Genomic DNA, 14,974 nt, shown 5'->3' with positions numbered 1-14,974 from the left:
GAAATCGTTGGGCGAGACTTTCTTGAGAAGTTCCCGCGAATTCGGCCCCATCACTGCCAAAACGCTCTCTGCCCCGGTGACATCGGTGACAACGACCCGACGATCACCCACCAAGCGCCGCATCCGTGTTTCGTCGGCAAGACGGGTGATGGCCGGGGTGACGACAAGGTAGGCGGTTTCACTCAGCCGGGTGACGGTCACGTCCGCCTCGATCCCGCCGCGTGAATTCAGGAACTGCGTATAGACGATCTTGCCCACCGGCACAGACAGATTTGCGCCGCAGATGTGGTTCAGAAACGCTTCGGCATCCGGCCCTTCGACCCGCAACTTGCCGAACGAGGTCATGTCGTACATGCCGACGTTTTCGCGCACGGCACGGTGTTCGGCGGCCGAGTTCTCGAACCAGTTCTGGCGCTTCCACGAATAGCGGTATTCGCGCTCCTGACCCTGGGCTGCAAACCAGTTGGCACGTTCCCAACCGCCGATTTCGCCGAACACCGCCCCTCTTTCTTGCAAGTGATGATGGAACGGGCTGCGGCGAACCCCCCGCGCCGAGGCCATCTGCCGATACGGGAAATGGTCTGCGTAAAGCAGACCGAGCGTTTCCGAAACCCGCTCGGCCAGATACGTCCTGTTGCCCTGAAACGGGTGCATGCGTGCGATGTCCACATCGCCCAGATCAAAGGGCTTTTCGCCGTCCTCCATCCATTGCGCCAGCGCCATGCCCGCCCCGCCGGCGGACTGGATGCCGATCGAATTGAACCCGGCCGCCACCCAGAAATTGTCCAGCTCGGGCGCTAGACCGATGTGATAGGCGTCGTCGGGCGTGAAACTTTCCGGACCGTTGAAAAACGTGTGGATGCCCGCCTCTGCCAGCATCGGCATCCGTCTGCAGGCGGCTTCCAGGATCGGTTCGAAATGGTCGAAATCCTCGGGCAACTGATCGAATTCGAAGCTGTCCGGAATACCGTTCATGCCCCAGGGCTTGGATTTCGGCTCGAAGGCGCCCAGCAGGATCTTGCCCGCGTCCTCCTTGTAATAGGCGCATTCGTCCGCAACGCGCAGCACCGGCATCTGCTTCAGGCCGGGGATGGCCTCGGTCACGATGTAGAAATGCTCGCACGCATGCAGCGGCACGTTGGCCCCCGCCATGCGGCCAACCTCGTGCCCCCACATGCCGGCGCAGTTCACGATCATCTCGGCCTCGATACGGCCCTGCGCCGCGCCGTCGTCGCTGGTCCAGTCCACACCGGTCACGCGGCGGCCCTGGCGGGTGATGCCGGTCACCTTGACCCGTTCCTTGATCAACGCGCCGCGCTGGCGGGCTCCCTTGGCCAGCGCCAGAGCGATATTGGCCGGATCCCCCTGCCCGTCCAGCGGCAGCCACACGCCGCCGGTCACGTCGTCGGTGTTGAGGTATTCGTACTTTTCCTTGACCTCGGCGGTGGTCAATTCGTGCACTTCGACGCCAAAGGCACGCGCCATGGCGGCAGTGCGAAACAGTTCCTCGCGGCGTTCCTCGGTCAGGGCGACATTGATCGAGCCGGTGCGGCGGAAGCCCGTTTCGATCCCGGTTTCCTCACCAAGCCTGCCGTAAAGCTCCTGCGTGTATTTCGCCAGCTTGGTCATGTTCGACGACGGTCGAAGCTGCGCGATCAGCCCCGCCGCATGCCAGGTGGTGCCCGAGGTCAGCTGCTTGCGCTCCAGCAGCACAACGTCGGTCCAGCCCAGCTTGGTCAGGTGGTAGGCAACCGAGCATCCGATGACGCCGCCGCCGATGATGACCACGCGGGCCTTGGTGGGAAGATCAACCATGCCGATGACTCCGAATCTTCAGATCTGCGTTATCGTGCCACGGAAACGCGGCAGGAAATTCCTCAAAAGCGTCACAAAGCCTGCGATAATCATCGTCCGCCTACGCGGCGGCGCCGTCGACGGACGGCGAGTGGTGTGAGTCCGTAGACACTTTTGTAGATCGTAGAAAACCCGTTCGGAAATCCGCAGGCCAACCCGATCTCACGAACGGTGAGCGATGTGTTCAACAACAGGTTGTTGGCCTTGGACAGGCGCATTTCGCGATAGAACTGGTTGGGTGTCACGCCGAATTTGTTCTGGAACTTGCGCTCGAGCGAGCGGCTGGACAGGCCCAATGCCCCGACGATCTCCTTTATCGGAACCGGGTCTTCGACATTGGCTTGCATGATCTTGATGCACTGGTCCAGCTTGTCGTCCCCGGTTTCGGTACTGCGTATCCCCGAATACGGCTGCATCGAGCCGAAGTCCCGGATGTTTTCGTGCAGCATCACGTTGGCCACCGTCATCTTGGCCGCGCCGGATATGTGGCGACCGATCAGCGCCAGCGTCACATCGACGGTCGCGCCCATGCCCGCACAGGTCACGACCGGCCCATGTTCGGTGGCAATCGAGAACCGCGCGTTGAAACCCGCGCTCCGCTCGCTGAGGAAAAAGGCGTTCTCCCAATGCGTCGCATGATCGGGGGCGCCCTTGTCCCTGATGTAACGGCTGGCCGCTTCGGCCAGCAGGAACACCTGCGCGCCGCGATATGTGTAGTTCGAGATCACGCGGGACAAAGAAAGGTCCGGATGGTCAGGGTCGGAGTTGCCAATGACAAAAGCGTAATCGGCATCCGGCTGTGCAGGGATCTGGGTTGTCGCGACCCACGCCCCCGCGCGGCTGCAAACCGCACCTCCTCTGAGAGACCGGTATCGGTATTCGAAGGCCGGCTGCGGACAGACGCGGTTGGCGATGCGCAACACGTCAACGATGCCGGCAAGTTCGATCAGGACGAAGCCGTCGGCCACGATGATGTCGATCACCCACCTGCGCCCGGCCTGTGTGGTCTGATCGTGCGTGCTCCGGTCGGTCATGGCCTTCGACCTCAGACAATTCGATGCCCGGCGGTGCGCAGGCGGCGCGCAAGTTCTTCGATATGGTCCGGGCCGACTTCGCAGCACCCGCCCACGATCGTCGCCCCCTGACCGATCCAGCCCATGGCCTGATCCGCGTAGGCAACCGGGTCAAGATCCTGCCGCTGTTCCAGAGCGTCAACGGTGGGCGCATCGGCAAGGAATGCTTCTGAGATGCGGGTGAACCCATTGGCGTAGGCGCCAAAGGGTTTGCCCATCGTACGCAGGATGTCGAGCGCCGCGGGAATCGCCTCGGGCCGCGAGCAATTCGTCAGGATCGCCTCTGGATCGAAACGCTCGACCATCCGGGTCACATCTGCCAAAGGCTCACCCGACCGCAGGCGGGTACCATCGTCATCCATTACGGTTACAGCCAGCCAGACCGGCCTGCCGCACCCCTGGGTGCCGCGCAGCGCGCCTTCGGCCTCCTGGAGCGACGAAACCGTTTCGATCAGGAACAGGTCCACGCGCGGGGCCATCAGTTCCACGAGTTCCTGGTATTTCCCGGCCGCGTCCTCCGGATCGGGGTTCAGGTCGGGGCGGTACGAAGCCAGCAGCGGACCTAGGGATCCCGCGATCCGGCCGCCCGCAGGACGGGCGCGTTCGGCCTGACGCAGCGCGGTGTCGATCAGCGCGGCCACCTGATTCTCCATTCCGACCCTGGCGAGGCGCGAGCGGTGCACGGCATAGGTGTTGGTCGTCGCGATGGTCGCGCCGCGCCTGAAATAGTCGGCATGTACCTCACCCACCAGATCGGGGTGGTCGATCATGACACGTGTCGACCACAGCGGTGTCGCCCGGTCGCCACTGCGTTTCACAAGTTCCTGTCCGATGGAACCATCCAGAAGAGTGATGTCGGCCATGTGTGCACCCTTTCAAGGTATGAGAACGAGCTTGCCCGGCAATGTCTTGGATTGAAAATCCGCCTGTGCTCTGGCGATGTCGCGCAACGGATATGTCCCGGAGATCAGCGGCTTGATCCGGCCTGCGTTGATCAGCGAGACGAGGCGCCCGAACACTTCGGGCGCCTGGTGCGTGCAGCCGTGGATGGTGATGTCGCGCAGATAGATGTCACGCAAATCGGCCTGCACGATCGGGCCAGCAATAGCGCCCGAGACGGCATAGTGCCCGCCCGGTTTCAGCGCCTGGATCAAGCCGGGCCAGGCGGGGCCTCCGACCACGTCGATGACCACGTCGAACATCGCCTCGGGCACCGGTGCCTCGCGATCGAAGGTTGCGGTTGCACCCTGGCCCTTGACCGCGTCGGCCTTGGCTGCGGCGGTCACGCCCCAGACGCTGGCCCCGCGCAGCGCGGCCAGTTGAATGGCAGCCAGCCCCACGCCACCCGAGGCCCCGGTGATCAGAACCTTGTGCCCGGTGGCCACGCCCGCCCGGGTCAGCAGGTTTTCGGCCGTTCCGAAGGCGCAGGGGATTGCCGCGATTTCAACATCCGAAAGCGGCGAGTCCGATACGTCGTACAAGTCATCGGCGTCCAGAAGACAGAACTGGGCAAATGCCCCGTCCATCTCCGAGCCAAGCGCAATGAAACCGGCCGGGTTCCCAGGACGGGGGCGCGGAAGGTTGATCGGACAGGTCACGCGCTGGCCCGGCCGGAAACCGGTGCCCGGGCCGACCCTCTCGACGATTCCGCACAGATCGCCGCCCTGGATGCGGGGAAACGACAGTGCGCCGCCCCAGCCACCGGCTTCGACATCCTGATCGACCGCATCGGTTGCCCCGGTCACGTCCGGAGAATACCACCCAACGCGGGTGTTGATGTCGGTGTTGTTTACCCCTGCCGCGGCCACGCGCACCAGTACCTGTCCCGGTCCGGGCACCGGCACCGGGATATCCTCGCGCCACTCCAGCATTTCCGGGCCGCCATGGCCCAACAGGTAAACGCCTGACATCGTTTCGGGCAAGGTCATGGCTGTCCAGTTCTCAGTCGTCGTCCGGATGAGGCCGCACCGGCCTCAATTTCGCATGACGCTTGCCCATGTCCGGCTCCTCTTCGTGGTCAGGCTCTCAGCCGCTCGTTCGCGGGATCCCACAGCGGCTGATCCTCCTGTACCACTGCGCGGCGTTTTTCGCCGTAGATTTCCACCTCAAGCTCGGTGCCCGGCACCGCCAGGTCGGAGCGGACCATGCCCAGGGCGACCGAAGCGTTGACCCGGTACCCCCACGCCCCCGACGTGGTTTCGCCCACGATCTCGTCACCGTGCCAGATGCAGGACATATAGGGCGCGTCCGCCTCGCCTGCTTCGACGATCAGGGTGACGAAGCGTTTTCTGACGCCCTGCTGCTTTTCGCGAAGGATCGCCGCCTTGCCCGGGAAATCCTGCGGCTTGTCGAGCCGGATGAACCGGTCAAGCCCGCCTTCAAGCAGCGAATAGTCCGTGGACAGATCGCCCTTCCACGCGCGATAGCCCTTTTCGATCCTGAGCGCGTTCAGCGCGTACATCCCGAACGGTTTGGCCCCTGCTTTCAGTATCGCCTCGTAAATTGCCGGCTGGTGTTCGTTGGCGCAATGAACCTCCCATCCCAGTTCCCCGGCAAAGGACACGCGCGCAAGCGCGCACGGTTGACCCGCAACGCTGGCCGGCTGATGCGAAAGCCAGGGCAGGAACAGGTCGGCCTCGGTCCCGATTGCCTCGAACAGCGCACGCGACTTGGGGCCGGTGACGATCATCGTGCCGTATTCGGTCGTGTGGTCGGTGAGGCTGAGACCGGCGGGCAATGCGCTGCGCAACAGTTCAAAGTCGTGCCATTGTGCGGCGCCTGCGGTGATGAGCGTAAAGGAGTCGTCCGCGTGGCGCAGGCAGGACATTTCCGTCAGAATACGGCCACGGTGGTCCGAGAAATACATCAGGTTCATGCGCCCGACCTTGGGCAGGGCCCCTGTTGTGAGGCCGCGCAGCCACTCCGCCGCACCATCGCCCGAAAGGTTGAACCGCGAGAACCCCGGCAGATCGAGCACCCCGCAGCCATCCCGCACCGCCTCGCACTCTTCCTTGATCCGCTGCTCCCAGGGGCCGGACCGGCCCCAGGTATGGGTCGCCGCCAATGACAGGTCATCGCCCGGCTGCGCGAACCAGTTGGCGCGTTCCCAGCCGTTGTAGACACCCATCACGCCGCCGAGTTCCTTCACCCTGTCATGCACCGGCGAGACCTTCTTGTCGCGCGCCGCAGGCCATTCGTGGTGGGGGAAGTGCATGGCGTATTCGTTGCCATAGACCTCCATCCCCTTCTTCACGCAATAGTCGTGATCGGTATAGTCGGTGAACCGGCGCGGGTCGCAAGCCCACATGTCCCATTCGGTATGGCCGTCGACGATCCATTCCGCCAGCACCTTGCCCGCGCCACCCCCCTGCGCGATGCCGAAGGTGAAGACGCAGGCTTCGAATGCGTTGCGAACGCCGGGCATCGGGCCGATCAGGGGGTTCCCGTCGGGGGCGTATGGAATCGGACCGTTTATCACGCGCGAAACCCCGGCAGCGCGCAGGGCCGGAACGCGCTCCATCGCGTCCGCTACGATGTCCTCGATCCGGTCGAGGTCGTCGTTCCACAGCTGAAAGCTGAAATCGTCCGGCATCGGGTCGTCCGGCGTCGCCCAATGCGCCTTGCAGTTGGGCTCGTATGGTCCGAGGTTGAACCCGTTCTTCTCCTGCCGCAGGTAATAGGAGACATCCACGTCGCGCAGCAGGGGGAGCTTTTTTCCGGTCTGCTTCGAATAGGCTTCAATCTCAGGAATCTCCTCGCTCAGCAGGTACTGATGGCTCATCACCATCATCGGCACGGTGCGGCCACCGAACGGTTTGAACCATTCGCCGACGCGCTGTGCATAGTATCCGGCCGCGTTCACCACGTAATCGCAGGCGATGTCGCCTTTTTCCGTGTGCACGGTCCAGGTGCCGTCGCGATGCTGCGTCACGCCGATGGCGGGCGTGAAGCGGAGGATCTTCTGCCCCATGTCGCGGGCGCCCTTGGCAAGCGCCTGGGTCAGCTGAGCCGGGTCGATGTCGCCGTCATGCGGGTCATAGAGCGAACCGACGATGTCGTGGGTTTCAAGGAACGGGTAACGTGCCTTGGTCTCTTCCGGCGTCAGGATCTCGATGTTCATGCCTTGATAGCGGCCCATGGCGGCGGCACGCTGGAACTCCTGCATCCGCTCCTTGCTGTGCGCCAGGCGGATCGAGCCGGTCACGTGGTAGTTCATCGGATAATCGACCTCTTCGCCCAGGCGTGCGTAGAGTTCGGTCGAATACCGCTGCATGTTCATGATCGCCCAGGAGGTCGAAAACGTCGGCACGTTGCCCGCCGCGTGCCAGGTCGAGCCGGCCGTCAGCTCGTTCTTTTCCAGCAGGACGCAGTCGGTCCAGCCTTTCTTGGCAAGGTGATAAAGGGACGATGTCCCCACCACGCCGCCACCGATGATGACCACGCGGGCCTTTGTCGGAAAATCACTCATTGTCGCAGTTCCCTGTCTGTCATGCCTCTTGCGGCAGGTCGTCCGTGATGTCGCAATAATCGCCCTTGTCCACCACGAAGATGTGGCGCGCGAGGGTCAACCCGGTCGGCGCGTCCAGCGCGCCCATCGAAATCGAGATCGTGTCCTCGTCATTGTGCTGCCAGAACAGGAACGTTCCGCACCTGCTGCAGAACCCGCGCCTGGCTATGCCTGAGGCACGGAACCAGGTCAGCGTGTCACCGGCTTCAAAGTGAAGATTGTCCTGATGGGTCCAGGTGGACGCCCAGACATGGCCGGATTGACGGCGGCACTGACCGCAATGGCAGATTGTCGGCGCGGACAGCGCGCCGTCGACCGAAAAGGCCACGGAACCGCAAAGGCAGGAACCGGTATGCATCGGACTATCCTCTGGCTGTGGGTGCGGCACTCGTGCCGAGCAACACACCGTAGATGATGAAACAGGCGGCCAGGACGCGGCGCACCCAGGTGTTGAAGACCGCCCCCAGCGCCGTTTTGCCCATCTTGGCCCCCAACAAGGTGTAACCGGTGTAGCTGAGCGTGGTGATGATCAGTGCCGTCGGCATGATCACCGCCATCTGCTGCCAGATCGGGACGCCGGGCTGCACGAATTGCGAAAATGCCGCGAGATAGCCCGCAACGCTTTTCGGGTTGATCGTGGCGATGGCCAGGGCATGAACGTAGACGCGGCGCGCGGGCCGCTCGGTGGTCGGTGCCGGTCGGGTTGCGGTCATCCAGCCGCGCACCCCCAGCCAGACCAGAAACCCAGCGCCGATCAGTTTGGCCGAGAGAAATCCGGCAGGCGAGGCCGCGATCAGAGCCGTGATCCCCAGTGCCGAAAGGATCAGAAACGCGCTGGCCTGGGTCAGAATCCCCAGCACCCCCAGCATCGCCTTGGGAAACGGCAGGCTCATTCCGTTCGAGATGCAATTGACGGCGTTGGGCCCTGGGGTGGTGACAAAGATCACCCAGAACAGCGCGAATATGGTCCACGCCTCAAAGCTCATCAGTACACCGGCGGGGCGATGACCCAGACCGCCACTGCGGGCTCGTCATAAGGGTTCGCCCATTGATATGGTTGATGCTTGATCCGGAAACTGTCGCCCGGCCCGACGGTGAATGCGCGGTCTCCGATGGTCAGATCCAGCCGGCCCGAGACCATGTACCCGACCTCCTGCGTCGGGCGGTTGGCCGGTGTCTGCATCCGGGACCGGGGTCGAAAGGTGGAATGCACCACCTCGAAATCATCGGTCAGGTCGGGCGAAAGAAGCTCTTCGATCAATCCTTCCTCGCCCGATCCCATCGGTCGGCGCGATCCTGCCCGCACGACATAGCCCTGTTCGTCGGCCGGAACCGCCGAATGGGCGAACAGCATCGACATCGGCACGCCCAGGCATTCGGCGATCTGACGCAGATCGGAAATCGAAGGCTCGGACATGTCCCGCTCGACCTGGCTGAGCCAGCCGACAGACCGATCCAGGCGGGCCGCGATCTCGCTCAGGGTGAGCCCGCGGGCCTTGCGCAGCGCGCGAATGTCGGCTCCGAGCGTGGCACTGTGGGGGGCCTGGCTGTTCAACTGCCGCTCCAATTTCCGTGAAAATTCCTCTTTGAATTTCACGATGCCTCGAATCGGTGAAAATTCCAAGCCTTTTTTCATTGCGGTCCCGTGGCAGCCGCACTATTCCCGCCGCATGTGGATCGTCGTGGTGTATCTCTGGGCCATCAATGGCCTGACCCTTCTGGCCTTTGGATGGGACAAACTGTGGTCGCGACGCAAAGGTCGGCGCGTGCCCGAACGGACGCTTCTGTGTCTTGCAGCACTCGGCGGCAGCCCCGGCGCGGTTCTGGGGCGTTGGATGTTCCGCCACAAAACCCGAAAGCGCAATTTCTCGTTCCGGCTTTTGGCAATCGTCGGGCTGCAAGCCGTGGCGTTCTACTATCTAACGCGCGAAAACCTGTGACAGAATCCCGCCCAGCGCCTCGGCATCCGCCTTGTCGAATGCGTCGGGCCGGTCGCTGTCGATATCGAACACGGCGATGATCTCGCCCGTCGCATTTCGAACCGGAATCACCAGTTCCGACCGGGTCGTGGCGGAACATGCGATGTGGCCGGGGAATGCCTCCACATCCGGCACCAGCTGCACTTCGCCCGTATGGGCAGCGGCCCCGCAGACACCCTTGCCGAACGGAATGACAAGACAGCCATGCCCCCCCTGGTAAGGGCCGATCTTGAGCAGACCGGGTTCGGTAACACGGTAGAACCCTGTCCAGTCGAAACGGTCGTCGGAATGATGAACCTCGCAGGCGACAGTAGCCATCAGCGCGATCTCATCCGTTTCGCCCTCGGTCAAGGCGGCGATGGTCTTGGCAAGCGTTTCGTAGTCGGCGGTCATACACAGCCCCTTGTCTGCAGGTCAGGCGCCAGCCCCGTGGAGCCTGCCACGCATATCACCGCGCCGCATTGCAGACGCGGCGAACGGTCAAATCCGCTCAATCGCGATCGCGGTCCCCTCTCCACCGCCGATGCAGATGGCGGCGACGCCGCGTTTCAGCCCCCGTTTTTCCAGCGCGTTGAGCAGCGTGACCATGATACGTGCCCCGGAGGCGCCGATCGGGTGGCCCAAGGCGCAGGCGCCGCCGTTGACGTTCACCTTGTCGCGCGGCAGGCCCATCTCGTGCATGAACGCCATCGGGACCACCGCGAAGGCTTCGTTGACCTCCCAGAGATCGACATCGTCCTTTTTCCAGCCGATCCGGTCGAGGAGCTTGCGCGCCGCGGGAACCGGAGCCGTGGTGAACAACCCGGGCGCCTGCGCATGGCTGGCATGACCGACGATGCGGGCACGTACGCCGAGGCCCTGCGCTTCGGCAGCTTCGGCGGAAGCTAGCACCAGCGCCGCGGCCCCATCGGAAATCGAAGACGCGTTTGCCGCCGTTACAGTGCCATCCTTGCGGAAGGCGGGTTTCAACGTCGGAATCTTCTCGGGCCGGGCGGATCTGGGCTGTTCGTCGGCCGACTGGATTTCCTCGCCCTTGCGCGTCCTGACCGTCACCGGCACGATTTCCCCATCGAAGGCGCCGCTGTCCTGCGCTGCCAGCGCGTTTGAAAGCGACTGCAGGGCGTATTCGTCCTGGGCTTCACGAGTGAACTGATATGCTTCGGCGCAGTCTTCGGCAAAGGTACCCATCAGGCGGCCTTTGTCATAGGCGTCCTCAAGGCCGTCCAGGAACATGTGATCGACCACCTGAGCATGACCGATCCGCGCGCCGCCGCGCATCTTGGGCAGCAGGTACGGCGCGTTCGTCATGCTTTCCATTCCGCCCGCGACCATCGTGTCGGCATGTCCCAGCGCGATCTGATCGAACGCCATCATCGCCGCCTTCATGCCCGACCCGCACATCTTGTTGAGGGTCGTTGCCGGAACCTCTTCGCCCAGACCGGCGGCAAAGCCCGCTTGGCGCGCAGGCGCCTGGCCCTGTCCTGCAGGCAGAACGCATCCCATCAAGACCTCGTCCACGGTGCTGGCCCCGGCGCCCTCAAGCGCGGCCTTTATGGCCGTCCCGCCCAGTTCCGCCGCGCTTAGCCCATCGAACATGCCCTGGAATCCGCCCATCGGTGTCCGCGAGGCACCGGCGATGACAACTTCCTTCATCTGGAAAACCCTCCTGATCCTGTTGCCTGAATACCGAATGGTAAGAAATCGCGTCTAGCGTATTTCTACGGAACGACCGCGCTTTTTTGGAGGATTGTCAGGCATGGCCCTGTCCAGCACCGTAACCGGCGATGTGCAGGTGATCACGGTTGACGCCGACCGGATCGACGCTGCGGTGGCGATCCAGTTCAAGGAGGACATGCGCGGCGCGACGGATGGCGGGCCGCGCCGGGTCATTCTGGATCTGACGGCTGTGGAGTTCATCGATTCGAGCGGATTGGGGGCAATCGTGGCGTCAATGAAGCAGTTGGGCGAGCAAAGGCGTCTCGACCTGGCCGGACTTTCGCCGATGGTCGACAAGGTCTTTCGCCTGACGCGCATGGACACCGTGTTCAACCTGTTCGCGACGCTGGACGATGCGTTGAACGCAAACACGACCCGGCAGTAGTGGGGAGATCGCCGCTGTGGATGGCAGACCTGGGCAGGAACCGTTCGAACTGAGTTTTCCCGCGACCGAAGCCGAAGCCAGCGCCGGCATTTCAACCATTGCCGGCCATCTCAGGCTGTCGGGATTGTCCGAGGACCGGGCCGGAGACGTCCGGATTGCGCTGGCCGAGGCCATCAACAACGTGGTCGAACACGCCTATGCGGGGATTGAACCCGCCAAGGTCCAGATCCAGTGCTTCCTTCTGGAGGACCGGTTGGACATCCTGATTTCGGATACGGGCCTTCCCCTGCCGGACGGCAGGATACCACCGGGCGAACCGGCGAATACCGAAGTCGGCCTGCATGATCTCCCGGAGGGTGGGTTCGGGTGGTTTCTGATTCGCCAGATCGCCAGTGAAATCCGCTACGAACGCAGGAACGGCTGCAACTACCTGTCGCTGCGTTTCGAACGGAGCGAAGCGTGAAGGATTTTCCGCGTCGGCCACAATAACGCCCAGATCGAACCATGGTCACGCCGCAAATCCGGGAAACAATGAAACCGTAGCTCAAGATAGCTTCCCTCGGCGTCAGGCATCACAGCCCCCACACGTGAGCGGCGCCGAGGACCCCCCTCCCCTGCAAATGCGGTTGGACTTTGGACGAACGCAGTCTAGGTTCGCCGCGCCATTGTGGGAGAGTTGAACGATGCGCGATTTCCACCTGCCCGGACGTTCCGAAGTTCTTGCCTCTGACGGAATGTGCGCAACTTCACATCCGCTCGCGGCCCAAGTGGCACTCGACATTCTCAAACGCGGCGGGAACGCGATGGATGCCGCGATTGCCGGTGCTGTTCTGCTGGGCTTGTGCGAACCGCAAATGACCGGCATCGGCGGCGATTGCTTTGTACTCTACAACCGGCCGGGCGAAACCCGAATCCGCGCCCTGAACGGATCGGGCCGGGCACCGGCCGCGGCCGACCCCCAGGACCTGAGAAACCGGGGATACGACGCCATGCCGCTCGCCGGTCCGCACTCGGTGACAATTCCGGGCGCGGTCGATGCGTTCTGCCATCTTGCGGAAACCGAAGGTCGCCTGGGCCTCGATGCGTTGTTGCAGCCCGCGATTCACTATGCCGAAACCGGCGTTCCGGTCGCTGCGCGCGTGGCCTTCGACTGGGCGTCGGGCGCAAGCACGCTGCAAGGTGCTGCGCGCTCCTTCTATCTGGTCGGCGGCAAGGTTCCCGAGGCCGGCGAGGTCTTTCGCGCGCCTCAACAGGCCGAGGTCTTGCGCCGGATCGCCCGCGCGGGGCGCGATGCCTATTACTCCGGCGAAGTCGCGGAAGACATGGTGGCCACGCTGAACGGCTTGGGCGGCGACCACAGTCTGGAAGATTTTGCAAACACCGGATGCACGTCCACCGACCCCGTGCGCACGGCCTACAAGAACGTGGAACTCGTCGAGCACCCGCCGAACGGCCAGGGCGCGACCGCTTTGCTGCTGCTCAACATTCTGCGCCATTTCGACATGGCCTCGATGGACCCCCTGGGCGCGCAACGCGCACATATCGAGGCCGAGGTCGCAAAGCTCGCCTATGACGCGCGCAACCGGTTTGTCGCGGATCCGGAGCATATGAACCGGCTTGATCACCTGCTGGCACCCGAGACGGCCGAGCGGCTGGCCGCCCTGATCGACCCCAACAGGGCCATCTCCAATCCTGCGGCGATGACCGACGCCGTGCACAAGGACACTGTGTACATTACGGTCGTGGACCGTGATCGAATGGCGGTATCGCTGATCTATTCCATCTATCACAGTTTCGGATCGGGCATCGCGTCCGAGAAATTCGGCATCCTGCTGCACAATCGCGGAGCAGGGTTCTGCCTCGTGCCGGGTCATCCGAACGAATACGGCGGCGGCAAGCGCCCCATGCACACGATCATTCCGGGCATGGTGTGCGAGAATGGTCGCATATCAATGCCGTTTGGCGTGATGGGGGGCGGGTATCAGCCGATCGGCCACGCCCGGTTCGTGTCCAATCTTGTGGATGCCGGCATGAGCTTGCAGGCGGCAATCGATGCACCACGCGCTTTTGCGGATGGCGGCACCTTGAAAGTGGAACGTGGGTATCCGGAGGCCGTGCGGCAGGATCTGGCCAGGCTTGGCCACAGGATTGAGATCCCCGATTCACCGATTGGCGGCGCGCAGGCCATTCGCATCCGTGAGGACGGCGTCCTGGAAGGTGCCAGCGACCCGCGCAAGGACGGTTGCGCCTTGGGATACTAGCCCGACCCTCTCAGTTCAGCTGGAAGTGAAGCGGATACGTCCCGTCCTGGAACGGTCCGAACATGTCCGGAATATCCGGATGATCGACCGGTTCGCCGGAATGGTCCTCGATCAGGTTCTGTTCCGAGACATAGGCGACGTAATAGGATTGGTCGTTTTCCGCCAGCAGGTGATAGAACGGCTGTTGCTTCGCCGGCCTGCTGTCCTCGGGAATCGCTTGATACCATTCTTCCGTATTCGAAAATTCCGCATCCACGTCAAACACCACCCCTCGGAAGGGGTGCTTTTTGTGGCGAACCACCTGCCCAAGGTGGTACTTTGCTTGTGTCTTCAACATAATTTCAGCCCCCAACCCCTCTTTTAGCGCCGATGACGCACAAATGTCCAACAATTGAACCGAAATTGGCGGAAACAGTCTGTGAACCCTGTCGGGACAGTCACACCGGACGACGGCGCGGGCATTTGCCAAATGTTCTTTGATTCCGGACTGTTGTGCCGATCCCACATCCCCGGAAAGAATTGCGACACATTGCGCGCCAGGCTTGGCACTGAGGCGTTTGTGATTCCGCCCGCCCGGAAAATGGGCTATCATTGCCCAAAAAGGCAAGAGGCACATGAGCAGATCTCTTTGCGCGCTATTGGCGGTGCTGATGCTGGCATCCTGTAGCGGCGGGTCCAAGACTCCGCCGCGCAACCTTGATGATGCCTGCAGCATAGCCCGCGAGCGCCCCGACTACATCAAGGCTTTCAAAACGACCGAACGCAAGTGGGGCGTTCCGGTCCACGTCCAGATGGCCACGATCTATCAGGAAAGCCGGTATCGGGCAGACGCCCGTACCCCGCACAAATTCGTTCTGGGCGTGATCCCGATGGGACGACAAAGCAGCGCCTATGGCTTCAGCCAGGCGCTCGACGGGACATGGGAACAATACCAGAAGGAAACCGGCCAGCGCCGCGCCAAGCGTGATCGCATCCGCGACGCGTCGGATTTCGTCGGCTGGTACATGAACAAGAGTTGGGAAAAGAACGGCATCCACCCGACGGACACCCGCAATCAGTATCTGGCCTATCACGAGGGCCATGCGGGATATGCACGGGGCAGCTACAATGCCAAGTCCTGGCTGCTTCGGGTCGCGGACAATGTGGATGACCGCGCCGAACTCTATCGCCAGCAACTGGCGGCGTGCCGACTCTGATCC

General features: G+C 62.8%; 16 protein-coding genes. 5 read left to right on the top strand and 11 right to left on the bottom strand.

Annotated features, from left to right (window positions below; genetic code table 11):
• The 8 genes from AC2FNJ_RS04790 to AC2FNJ_RS04755 all read right to left on the bottom strand — a co-directional run.
• On the bottom strand, positions 1 to 1,815 hold a 1,815-nt coding region (locus AC2FNJ_RS04790; RefSeq protein WP_496762866.1), incomplete at its 3' end, for an FAD-dependent oxidoreductase.
• A gap of 89 nt (positions 1,816 to 1,904) precedes the next feature.
• Positions 1,905 to 2,888, bottom strand: a complete 984-nt coding sequence (locus tag AC2FNJ_RS04785) for a GlxA family transcriptional regulator (RefSeq protein ID WP_496762864.1) — start codon at positions 2,886 to 2,888, stop codon at positions 1,905 to 1,907.
• Positions 2,889 to 2,899: 11 nt separating this feature from the next.
• Positions 2,900 to 3,790 carry a homocysteine S-methyltransferase family protein gene (locus AC2FNJ_RS04780; RefSeq protein WP_496762855.1) on the bottom strand — a complete coding sequence of 297 codons (891 nt, stop codon included), beginning with the start codon at positions 3,788 to 3,790 and terminating at the stop codon, positions 2,900 to 2,902.
• Between the two features lie 12 nt (positions 3,791 to 3,802).
• Positions 3,803 to 4,855 (bottom strand): alcohol dehydrogenase family protein, encoded by a 1,053-nt coding sequence (locus AC2FNJ_RS04775; protein ID WP_496762847.1) that lies wholly within the window; start codon positions 4,853 to 4,855, stop codon positions 3,803 to 3,805.
• Positions 4,856 to 4,944: 89 nt separating this feature from the next.
• On the bottom strand, positions 4,945 to 7,395 hold the full coding sequence (locus tag AC2FNJ_RS04770; RefSeq protein ID WP_496762845.1) for a GcvT family protein: 2,451 nt from the start codon (positions 7,393 to 7,395) through the stop codon (positions 4,945 to 4,947).
• A 19-nt stretch (positions 7,396 to 7,414) separates the two neighbouring features.
• The gene (locus AC2FNJ_RS04765; protein ID WP_496762843.1) at positions 7,415 to 7,792 is read right to left on the bottom strand and encodes a GFA family protein; all 378 of its coding nucleotides are present in this window, start codon (positions 7,790 to 7,792) and stop codon (positions 7,415 to 7,417) included.
• Positions 7,793 to 7,796: 4 nt separating this feature from the next.
• Positions 7,797 to 8,420 (bottom strand): LysE family translocator, encoded by a 624-nt coding sequence (locus AC2FNJ_RS04760; protein ID WP_496762841.1) that lies wholly within the window; start codon positions 8,418 to 8,420, stop codon positions 7,797 to 7,799.
• Positions 8,420 to 8,989, bottom strand: a complete 570-nt coding sequence (locus tag AC2FNJ_RS04755; protein WP_496762839.1) for a helix-turn-helix domain-containing protein — start codon at positions 8,987 to 8,989, stop codon at positions 8,420 to 8,422. The genes AC2FNJ_RS04760 and AC2FNJ_RS04755 overlap by 1 nt, the downstream gene beginning before the upstream one ends.
• Before the next feature lie 43 nt (positions 8,990 to 9,032).
• Between AC2FNJ_RS04755 and AC2FNJ_RS04750 the strand changes: the two genes are divergently transcribed.
• Positions 9,033 to 9,374, top strand: a complete 342-nt coding sequence (locus tag AC2FNJ_RS04750; protein WP_496762838.1) for a DUF1294 domain-containing protein — start codon at positions 9,033 to 9,035, stop codon at positions 9,372 to 9,374.
• On the opposite strand, the gene AC2FNJ_RS04745 is transcribed toward AC2FNJ_RS04750, so the two are convergent.
• Both AC2FNJ_RS04745 and AC2FNJ_RS04740 read right to left on the bottom strand, forming a co-directional pair.
• Complete coding sequence (locus tag AC2FNJ_RS04745) at positions 9,354 to 9,806, bottom strand: GAF domain-containing protein (protein WP_496762836.1); 453 nt, start codon at positions 9,804 to 9,806, stop codon at positions 9,354 to 9,356. The genes AC2FNJ_RS04750 and AC2FNJ_RS04745 overlap by 21 nt on opposite strands.
• 87 nt (positions 9,807 to 9,893) lie before the next feature.
• The gene (locus AC2FNJ_RS04740) at positions 9,894 to 11,066 is read right to left on the bottom strand and encodes a thiolase family protein (RefSeq protein ID WP_496762834.1); all 1,173 of its coding nucleotides are present in this window, start codon (positions 11,064 to 11,066) and stop codon (positions 9,894 to 9,896) included.
• 103 nt (positions 11,067 to 11,169) lie between these two features.
• Here AC2FNJ_RS04740 and AC2FNJ_RS04735 point away from each other — a divergent pair, with 103 nt between their 5' ends.
• The 3 genes from AC2FNJ_RS04735 to AC2FNJ_RS04725 all read left to right on the top strand — a co-directional run bounded on the left by AC2FNJ_RS04735 (position 11,170) and on the right by AC2FNJ_RS04725 (position 13,775).
• Positions 11,170 to 11,514, top strand: coding sequence for an STAS domain-containing protein (locus tag AC2FNJ_RS04735; protein WP_496762833.1), 345 nt, complete (start codon positions 11,170 to 11,172; stop codon positions 11,512 to 11,514).
• A 16-nt stretch (positions 11,515 to 11,530) separates the two neighbouring features.
• Positions 11,531 to 11,977, top strand: coding sequence for an ATP-binding protein (locus AC2FNJ_RS04730; protein WP_496762831.1), 447 nt, complete (start codon positions 11,531 to 11,533; stop codon positions 11,975 to 11,977).
• 220 nt (positions 11,978 to 12,197) lie between these two features.
• Entirely contained in the window at positions 12,198 to 13,775 is a 1,578-nt protein-coding gene (locus tag AC2FNJ_RS04725) for a gamma-glutamyltransferase family protein (protein WP_496762829.1), read from the top strand.
• Between the two features lie 10 nt (positions 13,776 to 13,785).
• Here the strand turns inward: AC2FNJ_RS04725 and hspQ are convergent, their stop codons facing one another.
• Positions 13,786 to 14,112, bottom strand: coding sequence for a heat shock protein HspQ (hspQ, locus tag AC2FNJ_RS04720; RefSeq protein ID WP_496762871.1), 327 nt, complete (start codon positions 14,110 to 14,112; stop codon positions 13,786 to 13,788).
• Between the two features lie 277 nt (positions 14,113 to 14,389).
• On the opposite strand from hspQ, the gene AC2FNJ_RS04715 reads away from it, so the two are divergent.
• Positions 14,390 to 14,971 carry a transglycosylase SLT domain-containing protein gene (locus AC2FNJ_RS04715; RefSeq protein ID WP_496762828.1) on the top strand — a complete coding sequence of 194 codons (582 nt, stop codon included), beginning with the start codon at positions 14,390 to 14,392 and terminating at the stop codon, positions 14,969 to 14,971.
• Positions 14,972 to 14,974: the final 3 nt, after the last annotated feature.

Source organism: Ruegeria sp. BHSB196 (assembly GCF_059613135.1).
The sequence above is the reverse complement of the archived record's forward strand: the minus strand, read 5'-3'. Positions and strand labels throughout refer to the sequence as shown.

Coding starts and splice junctions, on each gene's coding strand:
- AC2FNJ_RS04775 (WP_496762847.1), bottom strand. CDS start 4,855: ATGACCTTGCCCGAAACGATGTCAGGCGTTTACCTGTTGGGCCATGGC.
- AC2FNJ_RS04785 (WP_496762864.1), bottom strand. CDS start 2,888: ATGACCGACCGGAGCACGCACGATCAGACCACACAGGCCGGGCGCAGG.
- AC2FNJ_RS04750 (WP_496762838.1), top strand. CDS start 9,033: ATGCCTCGAATCGGTGAAAATTCCAAGCCTTTTTTCATTGCGGTCCCG.
- AC2FNJ_RS04765 (WP_496762843.1), bottom strand. CDS start 7,792: ATGCATACCGGTTCCTGCCTTTGCGGTTCCGTGGCCTTTTCGGTCGAC.
- AC2FNJ_RS04725 (WP_496762829.1), top strand. CDS start 12,198: ATGCGCGATTTCCACCTGCCCGGACGTTCCGAAGTTCTTGCCTCTGAC.
- AC2FNJ_RS04770 (WP_496762845.1), bottom strand. CDS start 7,395: ATGAGTGATTTTCCGACAAAGGCCCGCGTGGTCATCATCGGTGGCGGC.
- hspQ (WP_496762871.1), bottom strand. CDS start 14,112: ATGTTGAAGACACAAGCAAAGTACCACCTTGGGCAGGTGGTTCGCCAC.
- AC2FNJ_RS04715 (WP_496762828.1), top strand. CDS start 14,390: ATGAGCAGATCTCTTTGCGCGCTATTGGCGGTGCTGATGCTGGCATCC.
- AC2FNJ_RS04780 (WP_496762855.1), bottom strand. CDS start 3,790: ATGGCCGACATCACTCTTCTGGATGGTTCCATCGGACAGGAACTTGTG.
- AC2FNJ_RS04760 (WP_496762841.1), bottom strand. CDS start 8,420: ATGAGCTTTGAGGCGTGGACCATATTCGCGCTGTTCTGGGTGATCTTT.
- AC2FNJ_RS04735 (WP_496762833.1), top strand. CDS start 11,170: ATGGCCCTGTCCAGCACCGTAACCGGCGATGTGCAGGTGATCACGGTT.
- AC2FNJ_RS04745 (WP_496762836.1), bottom strand. CDS start 9,806: ATGACCGCCGACTACGAAACGCTTGCCAAGACCATCGCCGCCTTGACC.
- AC2FNJ_RS04740 (WP_496762834.1), bottom strand. CDS start 11,066: ATGAAGGAAGTTGTCATCGCCGGTGCCTCGCGGACACCGATGGGCGGA.